The following is a 15,501-nucleotide window of genomic DNA, read 5'->3' as shown; positions in this document are numbered from 1 at the left end:
TATTATTTATTTTATTTCTTTCTTTCCTCCCTATTTACGCCTCCACCCCCCATTCCGGGGCGGGGGGCGTCCGCCGCCCCCCGCCAATAGCGGCCGATGCAAACGATGACGCGTCAGAAGTTCTGGAACAGCTGCCGCACCGTATCGTACGTTGCGTTTGCGATGTTGAGTGATTGCAGGCCCAGTTGCTCTTGCGTCTGCAGTGCCGCGAGCCGGCTCGATTGCTCCTCCATGTCGGCATCGATCAATCTGCTCATCCCGCGTGCGAATGCGTCGCCCAGCGTCTGCGCGAAGTCGCTCTGCAGGCTGATGCGCTTTTCCAGCGCGCCGAAGGACGAGCCGATCGTCGTCATCTGCCCCAGCATCTTGTCGACGACGGAGACCATCTCCTTCACCTCCGCGGTGGTGGTGCTCGACGACACCCCGATCTCGACCTGCCCTGCCGTATTGCCGGCGCTGGCGAGCATCACATAGTTCTGCGAGGCGCCAAGCTCCGTCGCGAAATATTGCGAGGTCAACGCCCCATATTCACCCGATCCCGTGGTCCGATCGTCGATCAGATAGCGCGCGTCCTTGGAGGTCGTCGATCCCACCGGCGCGATATCGACCTCGTAGCTCAGCGTTCCGATTTCGACACTTCCATCGGGATGCCTTGTGAACGACGCCGGGATCTCTCGCGGTCTCGCCGGATCGTCGGCATCATCGATCGCCACCCAATTGTCGTTGTTGAAGCTGGCGGCGCCGGAGACGGCCCGCAGCTGCTGCTTCAGGTGGGTGATGTCGAGATTGATCTTGTCCTTGTCGACGCCATCCTCGGTGGCGGCCACGAGCTTGGCCTTGATCTGGCTGACGAGCTCGGTCGATTCGCCGACGGCGGTATAGGCCGTATCCATCGTCGCGGCGGCAAGCCCCAGCGCGTCGCGCACCGCCGACTGCGCTCTCTGATCGCTCTTCAATGTCGAGCTGATCGCCCAATAGGCGCCGTTATCCGAGGCGCGTTCGACCCGGAGGCCGGTGGAGACCTGCCTCTGGGTCGTCGTCAGTTTATTCCCGATGTCGCGCAATACATAAAGCGCGGCATCCACCGAAGTGCGCCGATAAATACTCACGGATACAGAACTCCGAACACAACATACGCAACAGGTACAAATGAACCGGTGCCGCGAACACTCATGTCCGGGGGCGCCAAAACAGCGGCGCCGTGCAGCCTCCCGAAACGCTGGAAGACCATCGGTATCGATGCCAATGATTACGGACTATGCTTAAAAAACAGCTAAAAGTCGCAATTAATTTAGCCTGTTATGCAACCATTCGGAAACTATACGAAAACGCCGCCCGCAACCTGCCCCAAGGCACGATTGTAGGGCGGCGTTCGTTACTCGGCAGCTTCTAGCTGATCTCGCGCGGCAACCATTTTCGGCCGCTCGGCATGTTCCATCTCCTGATGCAGCCGTGCCTCTTCATGCGCATGCGGCTTGGCGAAGCGGGCGATCAGCAGATAGGCGACGGGCGTGATGAACAGCGTCACCAGCGTCGCGAAACCAAGTCCGCCGACGATCACCCATCCGAGCGCCACGCGCGCCTCGGCACCCGCGCCATGCGCGAAGACCAGCGGCACGCCGCCGAGGATGGTGGCAATCATCGTCATCATGACGGGACGCAGACGCAGCGCGCAGGCCTTCTCGATCGACGCCCTGACCTCCTCGCCCTGATCGCGCAGCTGGTTTGCGAACTCGACGATCAGGATGCCGTTCTTGGCCATGACGCCGACCAGTAGCACCAGGCCGATCTGGCTGTAGATGTTGAGGCTGGAGCCTGTGATCACAAGCGCGAAGACCGCGCAGGCAAGCCCCAGCGGCACCGTCGACATGATGATCACGGATGAGAGCATGCTCTCGAACTGCGCCGCCAGCACCAGGAAGATGATGATGATGGCGAAACCGAAGGTCAGCGCCATGCCGTTGGCGTTTTCTTCCAGCGTCGCCGCTTCCGCAAGCGGCATCAGCCGCGCACCCGAGGGAAGCAGCGGCCCGGCCAGCGTCACGGCCTCCTTCACCGCATCGCCAAGCGACACGCCATCCTTGAGGCCAGCCGTGATTGCCACAGACGCCAGTTGCTGTTCGCGATTGAGCTGCGGCGCCACGGCGCCCTCTTGCAGCGAGGCGATGACCGACATCGGCACGATCTTGCCGTCGCCGGTTTTCAGGAACACGTTCTCCAGATCGGTCGGATCGTCGAGCGGTCGCGTGTTCGAGGTCAAGAGCACCGGATAGGCATCGCCCTTGACGAACACGTCGACAACGGAGCGCCCTTCCAGCAGCGACTGGATGGCGGTCGACAGGCCGGTGATGTTGATGCCGAGATCGGACGCCCGCTCGCGGTCGATCGAGATCGACACCTGCGCCTGCGTCGGCTCGTTGGCAAGACGTGGCGTGTCGTATCGTCCGGTCGCATCCAGCGCCTGCACCAGCTTCAACGCCGATTGCGTGAGCGCATCGTAATCACTGCCGATCAGCGCCATCTGCAACCCGTTGCCGGCGCCGCGAATGCGCAGGCTGTTGGACTGGATGGCATTGCCGCGCAGCGCCGGCACCTTCAACGCGGCGCGATTGATATCGGCGACGATTTCGTTCTGCGTGCGCTCGCGCTCTCCCCAGGGCGCCAGCGTCAGCACCATGAAGCCGCTATTGGCTTGCCCGTTCTGGCCGGAGACCGAAAAGACATTGCGGATATCGCCGCTGTCGACCAGCGGCTGCAGATATTCCTCGACCAGTTGCAGCTTGTCGCGTGTATATTCGAGGCTCGATCCCTGCGGCGTCGTCAGCCGCATCATCACCATCGCCCGGTCCTCGTTGGGCGTCAGCTCGCTCTTCACGCCGGTGAAGGCAAGCACGGCGGCGCCCGCGAAGATCACCGAGAACACGATGACGACGAAGGGCGCATTCAGGCAGCGCTGAAGGCACCATTCATAAGCGCTGGAAAACCGGTCGCCGAAGCGGCCGAGCATACCGTGATCCTCTTTCATCTCCCGGGTCAGCATCCGCGACGCCATCATCGGGCAGAGCGTCAGCGCCACCAGCGACGACAGGCCGACCGAGAATGCGAGCACGAAGCCGAACTCGCGGAACAGGCCGCCCACCTGCCCCGGCAGGAACGACAGCGGAATGAACACGGCGGCAAGCGTCGCTGTCGTCGCGATAACAGCGAAGAACACCTCGCGCGTGCCAAGCACGGCTGCCGCGCGCGGCCCCATGCCCTGCGCGCGCCTGCGCACGATATTCTCGAGCACCACGATCGCGTCGTCGACCACCAGACCGGTCGCCAGCACGATCGCCAGCAGCGTCAGGATATTGATCGAGAAGCCGACCATGTAGATCGCCGCCAGCGTGCCGATCAGCGCCACCGGCATGCTCACCGCCGGAATGATCGTCGCCCGCCAGTCGCGCAGGAAGAGATAGATGACGGCCGTGACGATGACGGCGGCCAGTACCAGCGCCAGCACCACTTCGTGGATGGCGCCCTGGATGAACACCGCATCATCGCTGGTAATCGCGATCCTGGTACCCTCGGGCAGCGTCTTCGACAGCTGCTCGACCGCAGCCTTGATACCGTTGGAGATATTCAGCGTATTCGACTGCGCCTGGCGGATGACGCCGAGACCGATGCCGGGTACCCCGTTCGAGCGCAGCGCCGTCTGCCCGTCGCGCGGCCCGAGCGTTACCGTCGCCACATCGCCCAGACGCACGCGGTCGAGCAGCATGACGTTGGCGAAATCCTCGGGCTTCTGCAGGCTGGCGGTGGCGCGCACCACGATATTCTGCGTCGGGCTCTTCAGCGAGCCGGCCGGCACGTCGAGCGCTGCATTCGACAGCGCATTGGTGAGATCGCCGATCGTCAGCCCGCGGCTCGCGAGCTCCGACTGATCGACATCGACCCGAAACACCTTCTCCTGGTCGCCATAGCTCTCGACATCGGCAACGCCATCGACGGAGGCCAGCCGGTCGATCACCTCATTGTCGACGAGCAGCGTCAGGTCGTCCATGTTGAGCTTGGTGGAAGTGACGGCAAGACGCATGATCGGCTGCGAATCCGAATCCGCCTTGACGATCTGCGGCGCGTCGGCGTCGTCAGGCAGCCGGTCGGTGATCCGCCCGATCGCGTCGCGCACGTCGTTGGCGGCAACCGCCAGATCCACCGTATCCGAAAACTCCAGCGTCACCCGGCTCTGGCCGAATTGCGAGCTCGACGAGATCGACTTCAGCCCGCTGACGCGCGCCGATGCGCCCTCTATAACCTTGGTCACCTCCTGGTCGATCGTCTGCGGCGACGCGCCGTCGAAGGTGGTGCGCACGGTCACGACCGGCCGGTCGACGTCAGGCAGCTCGCGCACCTCGATGCCGACATAGGCGGCGAGACCCGCGACGATCATCAGCGTGTTGAACACCAGGGCCAGGATCGGCCGGCGCACGAAGAGCGCCGTGAATGTCTGCTTGCCGGATGGCGCGTTGTTGTGGGTGCCGCTATCGCTCATCAGGTGACGGGCTCCTTGGCGGCAAGTTCGCCCCCTTCGGAGCGCACCGGCCCGCCCTCGCGCACGCGCTGCAGGCCCTGCGTGACGATCAGGTCGCCATTATCGAGATTGCCCTTGACCAGCACATAGTCAGGATTGCGCTGCACGATGCTGACGCGCACCTTGTGCGACTTCTGCTCGGCCACGCGCCACACGAAGGAGCCTTGCGAATCCCACTGCACCGACTGCGGATCGACCGCCGGGTACTGGTCGCCATCGAACCGCATGCCGACGCTGAACGACATGCCGGCGCGCAGCTCGTCGGCCGCGTTGTTGATCCGCGCCCGCATCCTCAGCGTCCGGCTCGCCGGATCGACGCGGTTGTCGATCGCCTCGACGGCGCCCGAAAACACCTGCCCCGGCCGCGCCACCGACGTCGCCTCGACCGCCTGGCCGACCTTGACCGTATTGGCGAAACGCTCCGGCACCCAGTAGTCGACGAGGATCTCGGTGCGATCATCGAGCGTCACGATCGGCGTCGTCGTCGAGACGTTGTCGCCGATATTGACAGGCATGATGCCGACGATGCCGTCGATCGGCGCCAGGATGTTGCGGCGATCGAGGCTCAGCTGTGCCGCCTGCAATTGCAGCCGCGCGTTCTGCTCGGCGATCTCCTGATCGAACACATCCATGCGCGACACGCTGGACTTGATATTGTTGTAGAGGCTGGACTTCTCGACCGCCGATTTCAGCGCGACTTCGGCCTGCCCCTTGACGATCACCTGCTCCTCGCTGTCGAGTTTGGCGATGACCTGCCCCTGCTTGACCCGGTCGCCGGACTTCACGAGGATTTCGCGGATGAGACCGCTCGCCTGCGGCGTCACCACCACAGAGCGGATCGCATCGCCCGTGCCGATCGCACCCAGCCGGTCGTTGACCACACCGGGCACGACGGCCTGCGTGACGACCAGCACCGCGCCGTTGCGACCGCCGCCGCCACCATTGCCACCGCCGGAACGACGGTTGCCAGCCTGCTCGCTGCCAGCGGCAGGCGCTGCAGCGCTTGCTTTGTCAGGATCGATCGCCTTGCCGACAAGTGCTTCGGGAACGCCGGCATTGCGCAGCGTATCGCGCGCACCGGGCACAAAGACAGCCCATCCGGTAACGCCAGCGGCGATAACGATGAGACAGATCGTAAACTGCTTCCAAAATGACATTCACGTCTCCAGAGGGACTCGAGGTTGTCCAGGGTCGATCGACAGAGGCGCATACGTGGCAAATCGCCGCGCAACGCCGGAATTATTGTCCGATTGCAGGTCAGCGGCAAGCAAATTGGCCGCCCATTACAGCATTGTAATGTCAACTGTTGGTGACCGGCGAATGTCAGTCATCTCACCCTGACGTTGCCGTCTTCGCAAAAGGGCGCACCCACACGAGCAAATGTCGGCCGGACCGGCAAATAGTGCTTTCGTTTCTGATCATTCCGATGTTCTCTGCCGTCGCGCAATGGGCCGCAAGCGCGCCCGCCGCTCCATTCATTCAAACGCGAACGCAAAGAGGATGACGAGCATGCCGAAGATCACCACCAAGGACGGAACGAAGATTTTCTACAAGGATTGGGGCACCGGCCAGCCGATCCTCTTTTCGCATGGCTGGCCGCTCTCGGGCGACGCCTGGGAAGCGCAGATGCTCTATTTCGGCCAGAACGGCTACCGCGTCATCGCCCACGATCGCCGCAGCCACGGCAAGTCCTCCCAGACCTGGGACGGCAATAACATGGACCAATACGCCGACGATCTCGCCGAACTGATCGAGCATCTCGATCTCAAGAACCTGATCATGATCGGCCACTCCACCGGCGGCGGCGAAGTCGCCCATTATCTCGGCCGCCACGGCACCAAGCGCGTCGCCAAGGTGGTGCTGGTCGGCGCCGTTCCGCCGCTGATGCTGAAAACCGACGCCAACCCCGAGGGCCTGCCGCTCACCGTCTTCGACGGCATTCGCAAGGGCACCGCGCTCGACCGCTCGCAATTCTTCCGCGACCTCTCCATGCCCTTCTACGGCTTCAACCGCGACGGCGCCAAGGTCAACGAAGGTCTGCGCGAGACCTTCTGGCTGATGGGCATGGCCGGCGGCATCAAGGGCGAATACGACTGCATCCACGAATTCTCCGAGGTCGACTACACCGACGACCTCCGCAAAATCGACAAGCCGACCCTCTTCATCCACGGCGACGACGACCAGATCGTCCCAATCGTGGCAGCGGCCCTCAAGTCCTCGAAGATCGTAAAGGGCGCGGTGCTCAAGGTCTACCAGGGCGGTGCCCACGGCCTCGCTCAGATCGAACCGGAACGCTTCAACGCGGATGTGCTTGCGTTCATCAAGGGGTGATCGGCCCGCCGCGCCGTCGGGTGTTGGACGCTTGAGGTTCATCCGCGCCGTTGAACTCGCGGAGACGTGCTTAGATCCTCGGCACAAGGCCGAGGATGACGCCGAGCGAGAGGAAAACGCCTCCACTTCAATAGCTTACCAGCGCCCTCCCCGCCCTCCACCGTCATCCTCGGGCTCGTCCCGAGGATCTGCCAAGCCCTCGTTTTGCTCGACGGGAGTGGACACTTGGCGCCGCACCGCGCCGTTGAACTCGCGGAGACGTGCTTAGATCCTCGGCACAAGGCCGAGGATGACGCCGAGCGAGAGGAAAACTCTTCCACCTCAATAGGTTACAGACGCGCCCCTCATTCTCAGCCGTCATCCTCGGGCTCGTCCCGAGGATCTGCTAAGCCCTCGCTTTGCTCGACGTGAATGGACACTTGGCGCGGCACCGCGCCGTTGAACTTCGAAGTCCTGAGGTTCATCCGCCCCGTTGAACTCGCGGAGACGTGCTTAGATCCTCGGCACAAGGCCGAGGATGACGCCGAGCGAGAGGAAAGCGCTTCCACTTCAATAGGTTACAGACGCGATCCCCATTCTCTGCCGTCATCCTCGGGCTCGTCCCGAGGATCTAACCACGGTCCCGCTTGCTCGACGGGAGTGGACACTTGGCGCAACCCGCGCACCACCCGCGCCCGACAACCGCCACCCCGCAACACGCAACATCCCGTGGACCCGGAATGAAAGCAGAACATCTTTTCTGGTCTTTCCGATCCGAATCACTACATTACGCGCCATGAGCAACAGTTTCGACGATATGCCCTTCTTCGACGAGGAGCCGGGCGAAGCGCCGCGCAAGCAGCAGGCCCCCGCAGCTCCCGCACGCGGAGCGCCCGTTTCGGCTCCGGCATCGGGAGGTCTCGCCGCCCGCGCCATGGCCGCCCGTGGCGGCGCTCGGGAGCGGCCGGATTATCTGGATGGCCTCAATCCCGAGCAGACCGAAGCCGTCGAAACGCTGGAGGGCCCGGTCCTCGTGCTCGCCGGCGCCGGCACCGGCAAGACGCGCGTGCTGACCACCCGCATCGCCCATATCCTGAATACCAACCGCGCCTTCCCCTCGCAGATCCTGGCCGTGACCTTCACCAACAAGGCCGCCCGCGAGATGAAGGAGCGTATCGCCCATCTGGTCGGCGGCGCGGTCGAGGGCATGCCCTGGCTCGGCACCTTCCACTCGATCGGCGTCAAGCTGCTGCGTCGCCACGCCGAGCTCGTCAACCTGCGCTCCGATTTCACCATTCTCGACACCGACGACGTCGTGCGCCTCGTCAAGCAGCTGATCCAGGCCGAAGGCCTCGACGACAAGCGCTGGCCAGCCAAGCAGTTCGCCGGCATGATCGACACCTGGAAGAACAAGGGGCTAGGCCCCGCCGACATTCCGGAAGGCGACGCGCGCGCCTTCGCCAACGGCAAGGGGCGCGAACTCTATTTCGCCTACCAGCAGCGCCTCTCGACGCTGAACGCCTGCGATTTCGGCGACCTCCTGATGCATCCGATCGCGATCTTCCGGAAGACGCCCGATCTGCTCAAGGAATACCACCAGCGTTTCCGCTATATCTTGGTCGACGAGTATCAGGATACCAACACCGCGCAGTACATGTGGCTGCGCCTGCTCGCCCAGCGCCCCAAGGGCGAGCCGCAGAATGTCTGCTGCGTCGGTGACGACGACCAGTCGATCTATGGCTGGCGCGGCGCCGAAGTGGACAACATCCTGCGCTTCGAGAAGGATTTCCCCGGCGCCAAGGTGATCAAGCTCGAGCGCAACTACCGCTCGACCGCCCATATTCTGGGTGCCGCCGCGCACCTGATCACCCATAACGAAGGCCGCCTCGGCAAGACGCTCTTCACCGACCGCCGCGACCCCGATGATATCAAGGTGCAGGTCCACGCCTCCTGGGACAGTGAAGAAGAAGCCCGCGCCATCGGCGACGAGATCGAGCAGCTGCAGCGCAATCAGCACAAGCTGAACGATATCGCGATCCTCGTTCGCGCCTCCTTCCAGATGCGCGAGTTCGAAGATCGCTTCGTCACGCTCGGCCTCAACTATCGTGTCATCGGCGGCCCGCGCTTCTACGAGCGCCTCGAAATCCGCGATGCCATGGCCTATTTCCGCCTCGTCGCCCAGCCGGCCGACGACCTCGCCTTCGAGCGCATCATCAACACCCCCAAGCGCGGCCTCGGCGACACGACCGTGCGCGCGCTGCACGATTATGCCCGCGCCCGCGACATCCCGATGCTGGCGGCGGCCGCCGACATGATCGAGACCGACGAGCTGAAGCCGAAGGCGCGCAAGGCGCTGTTCGATGTGATTCAATCTTTCCGCAGATGGCAGGAAAGGCTTGAAAACACATCACATACCGAGCTTGCCGAGCAGATCCTCGAAGAGTCGGGCTATACCGACATGTGGAAGGCCGACAAGACCGCGGACGCCCCCGCCCGCCTCGACAACCTGAAGGAACTCATCCGCTCGATGGAGAGCTTCGAGTCCATGCGCGGCTTCCTCGAGCACGTCTCGCTGGTCATGGACGCCGAGCAGAACGAGAACCTCGACGCCGTCTCGATCATGACGCTGCACTCGGCCAAGGGCCTGGAATTCGAGACCGTCTTCCTGCCCGGCTGGGAAGAGGGCCTCTTCCCGCACCAACGCTCGCTCGACGAAACCGGCCGCGCAGGCCTCGAGGAAGAGCGCCGCCTCGCCTATGTGGGGCTGACCCGCGCCAAGCGCCGCTGCCACATCTGGTTTGTCTCCAACCGCCGCATCCACGGCCTGTGGCAATCGACCATCCCCTCGCGCTTCCTCGACGAACTGCCCGACACGCATGTCGAGGTCGCCGAAGTCGAGCAGAGCTACGGCGGTTACGGCCGCGGCGGCTATGGCCAATCGCGCTTCGACAAGGCCGAGCCCTTCGCCAACAGCTACTCCACCCCCGGCTGGAAGCGCGCCCAGCAAAACCGCAACGACGCCACCCGCGACAACTGGGGCTCCCGCTCCGGCCATTCGGTCGAGCGCATCGGCTACGGCGAAAGCGGCCCGAAGACCCGCACCATCGACGGCGAACTCGTCGCCAAGTCGACAGCGACCCAGCCCTCGAAATTCACCATCGGCGACCGCGTCTTCCACATGAAGTTCGGCAACGGCAACATCAAGATGATCGAGGGCAACAAGCTGACGATCGACTTCGACAAGGCCGGCGAGAAGCGGGTTCTGGATGGGTTTGTCGAGGCGGTCGGCTAGAGAAGACACGGCGGCCACAAGCCGCCGTCACCCTTTCGTGACTTCGCATAAAGCCGCACCTCCCGCATACTCCCGGCGCCCGCACCATAGTCACGGGCCTAAATAGGAGGATGCCATGAAACGCTACTCGCTATCCCTGATCGCAATGTCCCTTGCACTGGCCATCGTCGGCAACCCGGCGATCGCGCTCGCTTGCAACAAGATCGTCGGGACGTGATCAGCTGAAATGAATAGGGTGAGCGGGTGAAAGCCCGCTCATCATCTTCATCCCCTCACCCCAAGATCGGCATCGACCCCAGCCCCAATATATCGTTGAGCAGCGCCAGCCCGATCCCCACGGCCACGATCGTAAGCCCGATCAGAAACAGCCGCCGCGAGCGGTCGTATTTGGCGGCGATCAGCGAATCCCGCGCAAGCAGATCGGCGAAGACCTTCACCTGCAGCCCGATGCCGACGACAAGCAGCAGCATCGGCAGGATGTCGATCCGGCTCCAGTCGTTCGGGTTGGAGACCCAGCGGCTGATGAAGGTGAGGCAGAAGCCCAGGATGATGCCGGCGGCGGTCAGCGAGCCGTTGCGGAAGGTGGCGTCGATTTTCTCTTCCGGATCCGGCTCGGGCATGGCTCTGGCTTTCGGTTGAACGGCTCACCGAAGCAAGGCAGAAATCGCGCGAAACGGCAAGAGCGGCCGAAGATTACAAAAGCTTCACCAAAAAATCATGTTTTAATCTTGCCAGTCCTCTCGGCCCCGGCTAGGTAAGAAACACATCTGCCGCATCCGCTCCCTGAGAGCGGCGCCGCACGTAAGCGTTAACGTCAACCAACGCGCTGATCGAACCCGAAGCCGGGGTGCGAGCGGCGCGGCGTGCCTGCGTCATGAGCGTCCCGGTTCTTGAAGAAGGACCCAAAGATGACGGCCAACACCACGCCATCCCCCACCGAAAAGCGCCACCTGATCGAACGCGTCCGCCATGAACTGAAGCGGCGCGTGCTGACCGTCCGCCGCGTCCAGCACGTCACGCCGCAAATGCTGCGCGTCACGCTCGAGGGTGCCGATCTCGAAGGCTTCGTCAGCCTCGGCCATGACGACCACGTCAAGATCCTCGTGCCCCGCCCTGGCGAGGAACCGGCTTTTCCGGAGATGGGCCCCGAGGGCAAGCTGCTGATCGATCCGGAAAACCGCCCGTCGCTGCGCGACTACACGCCCCGCCGCTATGATCCCGTGGCGGGTGAACTCGACATCGACTTCGCGCTGCACGAGGCCGGCCCCGCCACCGAATGGGCGCTGAACGCCAAGCCCGGCGACAGGCTCGGCCTGGGCGGCCCGCGCGGCTCCTTCGTCGTCTCCACCGATTTCGACTGGTATCTTCTGGTCGGCGACGAGACCGCGCTCCCCGCCATCGGCCGCCGCTTGGAGGAACTGCCGGAAGGCGCCAAGGCGATCGTCATCGCCGAAGTCGCCGGCCCCGAGGAAGAGCAGGCCCTCGCCAGCAAGGCCGACCTCTCCGTCACCTGGCTGCACCGCGGCGCAGAGCCATCAGGCACCACGGATGATCTCGAACAGGTGCTGCGCGATATCATGTTGCCCGAAGGCGACGGCTATGTCTGGATCGCCTGCGAAACCGTGCTCGCCAAGCGCTTGCGTGTCGTCATGGTCGAGGAGCGCGGCCACCCCAAACCCTGGATCAAGGCCGCCGGCTACTGGAAGCGCGGTCAGGCCGACTTCCACGAGACGCACGGGGATTGACCCCTCCACCGTCATACTCGGGCTCGTCCCGAGTATCTGCTAAGCGTGCCGCTTGCTCGACGCGAATGGACACGAGGAAAGACGGCGCTGCGGGTGTTCGCGGGCACCGAGTCAAAGCCGCACCGTTGCACTCTCGGCGACGTGCTTAGATCCTCGGGACAAGCCCGAGGATGACGCCGAGAATGGGGTTTTCGCTGCGGGAACAAGCGGTTGGCGGCTGTCACCCGATGTCTGGCTGCACCGTCACTCCACTCTCGGCGTCATACTCGGGCTCGTCCCGAGTATCTGCTAAGCATTCCACTTGCTCGACGGGAATGGATACGAGGAAAGGCGGCGCTGCGGGTGTTCGCGGGCACCGAGTCAAAGCCGCACCGTTGCACTCTCGGCGACGTGCTTAGATCCTCGGCACCTTGGCCGAGGATGACGTCGCGAATGAGGTTTCGCTGCGGAAACAAATAGTTGCACGCCATCGCCCGATGCCGGGCACCGCCGGCACTCCACTCTCCGCGTCATACTCGGGCTCGTCCCGAGTATCTACCAAGCATCCGACTTGCTCGACGGGAATGGACACGAGGAAAGACAGCGCTGCGGGTATTTGCAGCCGTCCAGCCACAGCCGCACCGTAGCACTCTCGGCCACGTGCTTAGATCCTCGGGACAAGCCCGAGGATGACGCCGCGAATGGGGTTTTCGCTGCGGAAACAATCGGCTGCCGATTGCCCGCCCCGAATCGCCATCACACATAGGGTAAACAAAATCTTAATCCCGCCCATCAACCTCGGTCAATCGGCTGAAATTCATCACAACATTCCCCTTTTGACGCCGCCGGCAAATCACCTTAGCCCGTCCCTGTTCGTCCATGAAGGACGGCTTTCACGATGGACTCGCAAAGGAGATTCAAGTGACCAGTGTTTCCTCCCTGGGCGGCAACGGCTCCCAGTATATTTCCAGCCTCGACAAGAACGGCGACGGCATCATCTCCGCCGATGAACTGGCCGCAGCCAACACCACCAGCGGCACGACCGCGACAACGACGACCAAGGCCTCGACGGCAAACAGCACCGCCGATAGCGCCAGCGTCACCCAGAAGATCGCAGCCGATATTCTCTCCTTGATGCTGCAGCTGCAGCAGTCGAGCGAAAGCGACGACGGGTCCAGCGACGATGGCAGCCTCTCCGGCAACAGCCCGAAGGGCATTCTGGCGCTGATGGACAGCAACAACGACGGCAAGCTGACGACCAGCGAAGTTCTTTCCGCCGATCCGTCGAAGATCGCCGAAAGTGCCGGCGCCGGCGACAACACCGCCGTCACCCAGGTCCTCACCGACATGCAGACCGCGATCCGCGCCTACCAGACCACCTACGGCGCCTCGCTCGCCTCCGATACCGACACGACCCAGACTGCCTGATCGACCAAACGCCTGACTGACAAGACCGCCTGATTGGCGTGCAACACGGCTCCGCCGGGGGAGCCGAAACACCCTGTCCTTTCGATACCGCCCGCCGTGTATGGGCAAGCGGATCCATCGTCATCAAGGACTTGACCGCAGCGCACGCGCCGATGGCGCAATGTCGCAGGTGGCCCGAAACAGGGTCCACGACCGTTGCAACGACAGCCAAAAACCCGCAAAACCGAACTTCGACGGTAAGAACGAAGGACATGGCATTTCATGGAAAGCATCAGCGTTTCGTTGATCCTGCTGTTTGCAGTGGTCGTTAGCGGAACACTCACCAGGCTCTCCCCGATCCCGGTCCCGCCGCCTCTCGTGCAGATCGCGCTCGGCGCCGTCATCGCCTCGGTGGCTGATCTCGGCGTCAGCCTCGATCCCGACCTCTTCTTCATGCTCTTCCTGCCGCCGCTGCTGTTTCTCGATGGCTGGCGCATCCCCAAGGAAGGCCTGCTGCGCGACAAGACCGTCATCCTCGAGCTGGCGCTCGGCCTCGTCATCTTCACCGTGCTCGGCGTCGGTCTCCTCGTTCACCTCCTCATCCCCTCCATGCCGCTCGCGGTCGCCTTCGCGCTTGCGGCAGTCGTCTCGCCGACGGATCCGATCGCCGTCTCCGCGATTGCCGCCCGCGTGCCGATCCCCAACCGTCTGATGCACATTCTAGAAGGGGAATCGCTGCTCAACGATGCGTCCGGCCTCGTCTGCATGCGCTTCGCGGTCGCAGCCGCCCTCACCGGCACATTCTCGCTCACGGACGCGGTCGGCACCTTCTTCTGGGTGGCGATCGGCGGCATTGTCATCGGCATCGGCGTCACCTGGGCGGTCATGCAGCTGCAGCGCTTCCTCACCCGCCGGCTTGGCGAGGAGACCGGCTCGCAGATCCTCATCAGCCTGCTCCTGCCGTTTGCCGCCTATCTGATCGCCGAACACCTGGAGTGCTCCGGCATCCTGGCGGCGGTCGCGGCCGGCATCACCATGAGCTTCGGCGAACAGAGCGGCCGCGCATCCGCCGTCACCCGCGTGCGCCGCACCGCCGTCTGGGATACGGTCCAGTTCGCCATGAACGGCGTCATCTTCGTGCTGCTCGGCGAGCAGCTGCCGCAGATCGCCTCCAGCGCCATCAATATCGTCCGCGAAACAGGGCACTACGACCCGCTGTGGCTCATCGTCTATATCGTCGCGATCAACGTGGCGCTGGGGGTGCTGCGCTTCTCCTGGGTCTGGGTATCGCTGCGCTTCACGCTCTATCGCGCTGCCCGAAACGGCCTGGACTTCACCCGCCCGAGCTGGCGTCTCGTGGCCGCCACCTCGCTTGCCGGCGCGCGCGGCGCCATCACGCTCGCCGGCGTTCTGACATTGCCGCTGACCATGGGCGACGGCTCTCCCTTCCCGGGCCGCGACCTCGCGATCTTCCTAGCCGCCGGCGTCATCATCGTCTCGCTCTTGGCGGCCAGCATCGGCCTGCCGTTCCTCTTGAAGAACCTGCATGTGCCCGCAGAACCGTCGCACCAGCGCGAGGAGGACGAAGCCCGCATCCGCGGCGCCGAGGCCGCCATCAAGGCGATCGAGCAGCTGCAGCACGACATGGGCGAAGGCCGCGCCGATGCCGACCTCTACGCCGACGCCGGCGCCCGCCTGATGGACATCTACCGCCAACGCATCGCCGGCCGCTCGAAGACCGGCGACGACGCCATGCTCGCCCGCCGCAGCGAAGAGATCGAACGCAAACTTCGCCTCGCCGGCGTCAAGGCCGAACGCGCCGAGTTCTTCCGGCTGGCCAGGAACCGCAAGCTCTCGGAAGAGCTGATGAAGAAGCTGGTGCGTGAGGCTGATCTTGCCGAGGCGCGTTTTTCGGGGCCGTGAGGGCGAGCTTTGGGGTGGTGCGTCCGTTGAGAGGTTTTGCCGTGTGTTACCCCCTCTGCCCTGCCGGGCATCTCCCCCACAGGTGGGGAGATTGGCTGGGCGCGACCACTCGCTCCACGTCAATTGTTTGGCTGGGAGCAAGCCGCGAGTCGATCTCCCCCCTTGTGGGGGAGATGTCCGGCAGGACAGAGGGGGGTATGGCTCTGCGCCGACATCAGCGCCATCGAACCCTCCCATACCACCACCCCCCCCCCCCGGCCCCACCACCCCCCCCC

Annotated in this window: 9 protein-coding genes; 5 read left to right on the top strand and 4 right to left on the bottom strand. The window is 63.8% G+C overall.

The genetic code is table 11. From position 1 onward, the window contains the following. Window positions 1-113 precede the first annotated feature (113 nt). From ACCD05_RS30450 to ACCD05_RS30440, 3 genes are all read right to left on the bottom strand, one after another. Window positions 114-1,109 carry a flagellin gene (locus ACCD05_RS30450; RefSeq protein ID WP_413397322.1) on the bottom strand — a complete coding sequence of 332 codons (996 nt, stop codon included), beginning with the start codon at window positions 1,107-1,109 and terminating at the stop codon, window positions 114-116. A gap of 266 nt (window positions 1,110-1,375) precedes the next feature. Beyond that, complete coding sequence (locus ACCD05_RS30445) at window positions 1,376-4,531, bottom strand: efflux RND transporter permease subunit (protein WP_413397319.1); 3,156 nt, start codon at window positions 4,529-4,531, stop codon at window positions 1,376-1,378. Then, entirely contained in the window at window positions 4,531-5,727 is a 1,197-nt protein-coding gene (locus ACCD05_RS30440; protein WP_413397317.1) for an efflux RND transporter periplasmic adaptor subunit, read from the bottom strand. The genes ACCD05_RS30445 and ACCD05_RS30440 overlap by 1 nt, the downstream gene beginning before the upstream one ends. A gap of 352 nt (window positions 5,728-6,079) precedes the next feature. On the opposite strand from ACCD05_RS30440, the gene ACCD05_RS30435 reads away from it, so the two are divergent. Both ACCD05_RS30435 and ACCD05_RS30430 read left to right on the top strand, forming a co-directional pair. Beyond that, window positions 6,080-6,901 carry an alpha/beta fold hydrolase gene (locus ACCD05_RS30435; RefSeq protein WP_413397315.1) on the top strand — a complete coding sequence of 274 codons (822 nt, stop codon included), beginning with the start codon at window positions 6,080-6,082 and terminating at the stop codon, window positions 6,899-6,901. A gap of 775 nt (window positions 6,902-7,676) precedes the next feature. After that, window positions 7,677-10,172, top strand: a complete 2,496-nt coding sequence (locus ACCD05_RS30430) for a UvrD-helicase domain-containing protein (RefSeq protein ID WP_111562086.1) — start codon at window positions 7,677-7,679, stop codon at window positions 10,170-10,172. A gap of 272 nt (window positions 10,173-10,444) precedes the next feature. On the opposite strand, the gene ACCD05_RS30425 is transcribed toward ACCD05_RS30430, so the two are convergent. Continuing rightward, window positions 10,445-10,792: a hypothetical protein gene (locus tag ACCD05_RS30425; protein ID WP_413397313.1), complete on the bottom strand. Its 348-nt coding sequence runs from the start codon at window positions 10,790-10,792 to the stop codon at window positions 10,445-10,447. Between the two features lie 288 nt (window positions 10,793-11,080). Between ACCD05_RS30425 and ACCD05_RS30420 the strand changes: the two genes are divergently transcribed. The 3 genes from ACCD05_RS30420 to ACCD05_RS30410 all read left to right on the top strand — a co-directional run bounded on the left by ACCD05_RS30420 (window position 11,081) and on the right by ACCD05_RS30410 (window position 15,226). After that, entirely contained in the window at window positions 11,081-11,917 is an 837-nt protein-coding gene (locus ACCD05_RS30420) for a siderophore-interacting protein (RefSeq protein WP_413397311.1), read from the top strand. A 900-nt stretch (window positions 11,918-12,817) separates the two neighbouring features. After that, on the top strand, window positions 12,818-13,324 hold the full coding sequence (locus ACCD05_RS30415; protein ID WP_413397309.1) for a hypothetical protein: 507 nt from the start codon (window positions 12,818-12,820) through the stop codon (window positions 13,322-13,324). Window positions 13,325-13,585: 261 nt separating this feature from the next. Continuing rightward, window positions 13,586-15,226, top strand: coding sequence for a Na+/H+ antiporter (locus ACCD05_RS30410; protein ID WP_047505762.1), 1,641 nt, complete (start codon window positions 13,586-13,588; stop codon window positions 15,224-15,226). The last annotated feature ends 275 nt before the right edge of the window (window positions 15,227-15,501 follow it).

Origin of the sequence: Rhizobium sp. Rhizsp42, assembly GCF_047304155.1 — a bacterium.
Taxonomy (GTDB): domain Bacteria; phylum Pseudomonadota; class Alphaproteobacteria; order Rhizobiales; family Rhizobiaceae; genus Rhizobium.
The sequence above is the reverse complement of the archived record's forward strand: the minus strand, read 5'-3'. Positions and strand labels throughout refer to the sequence as shown.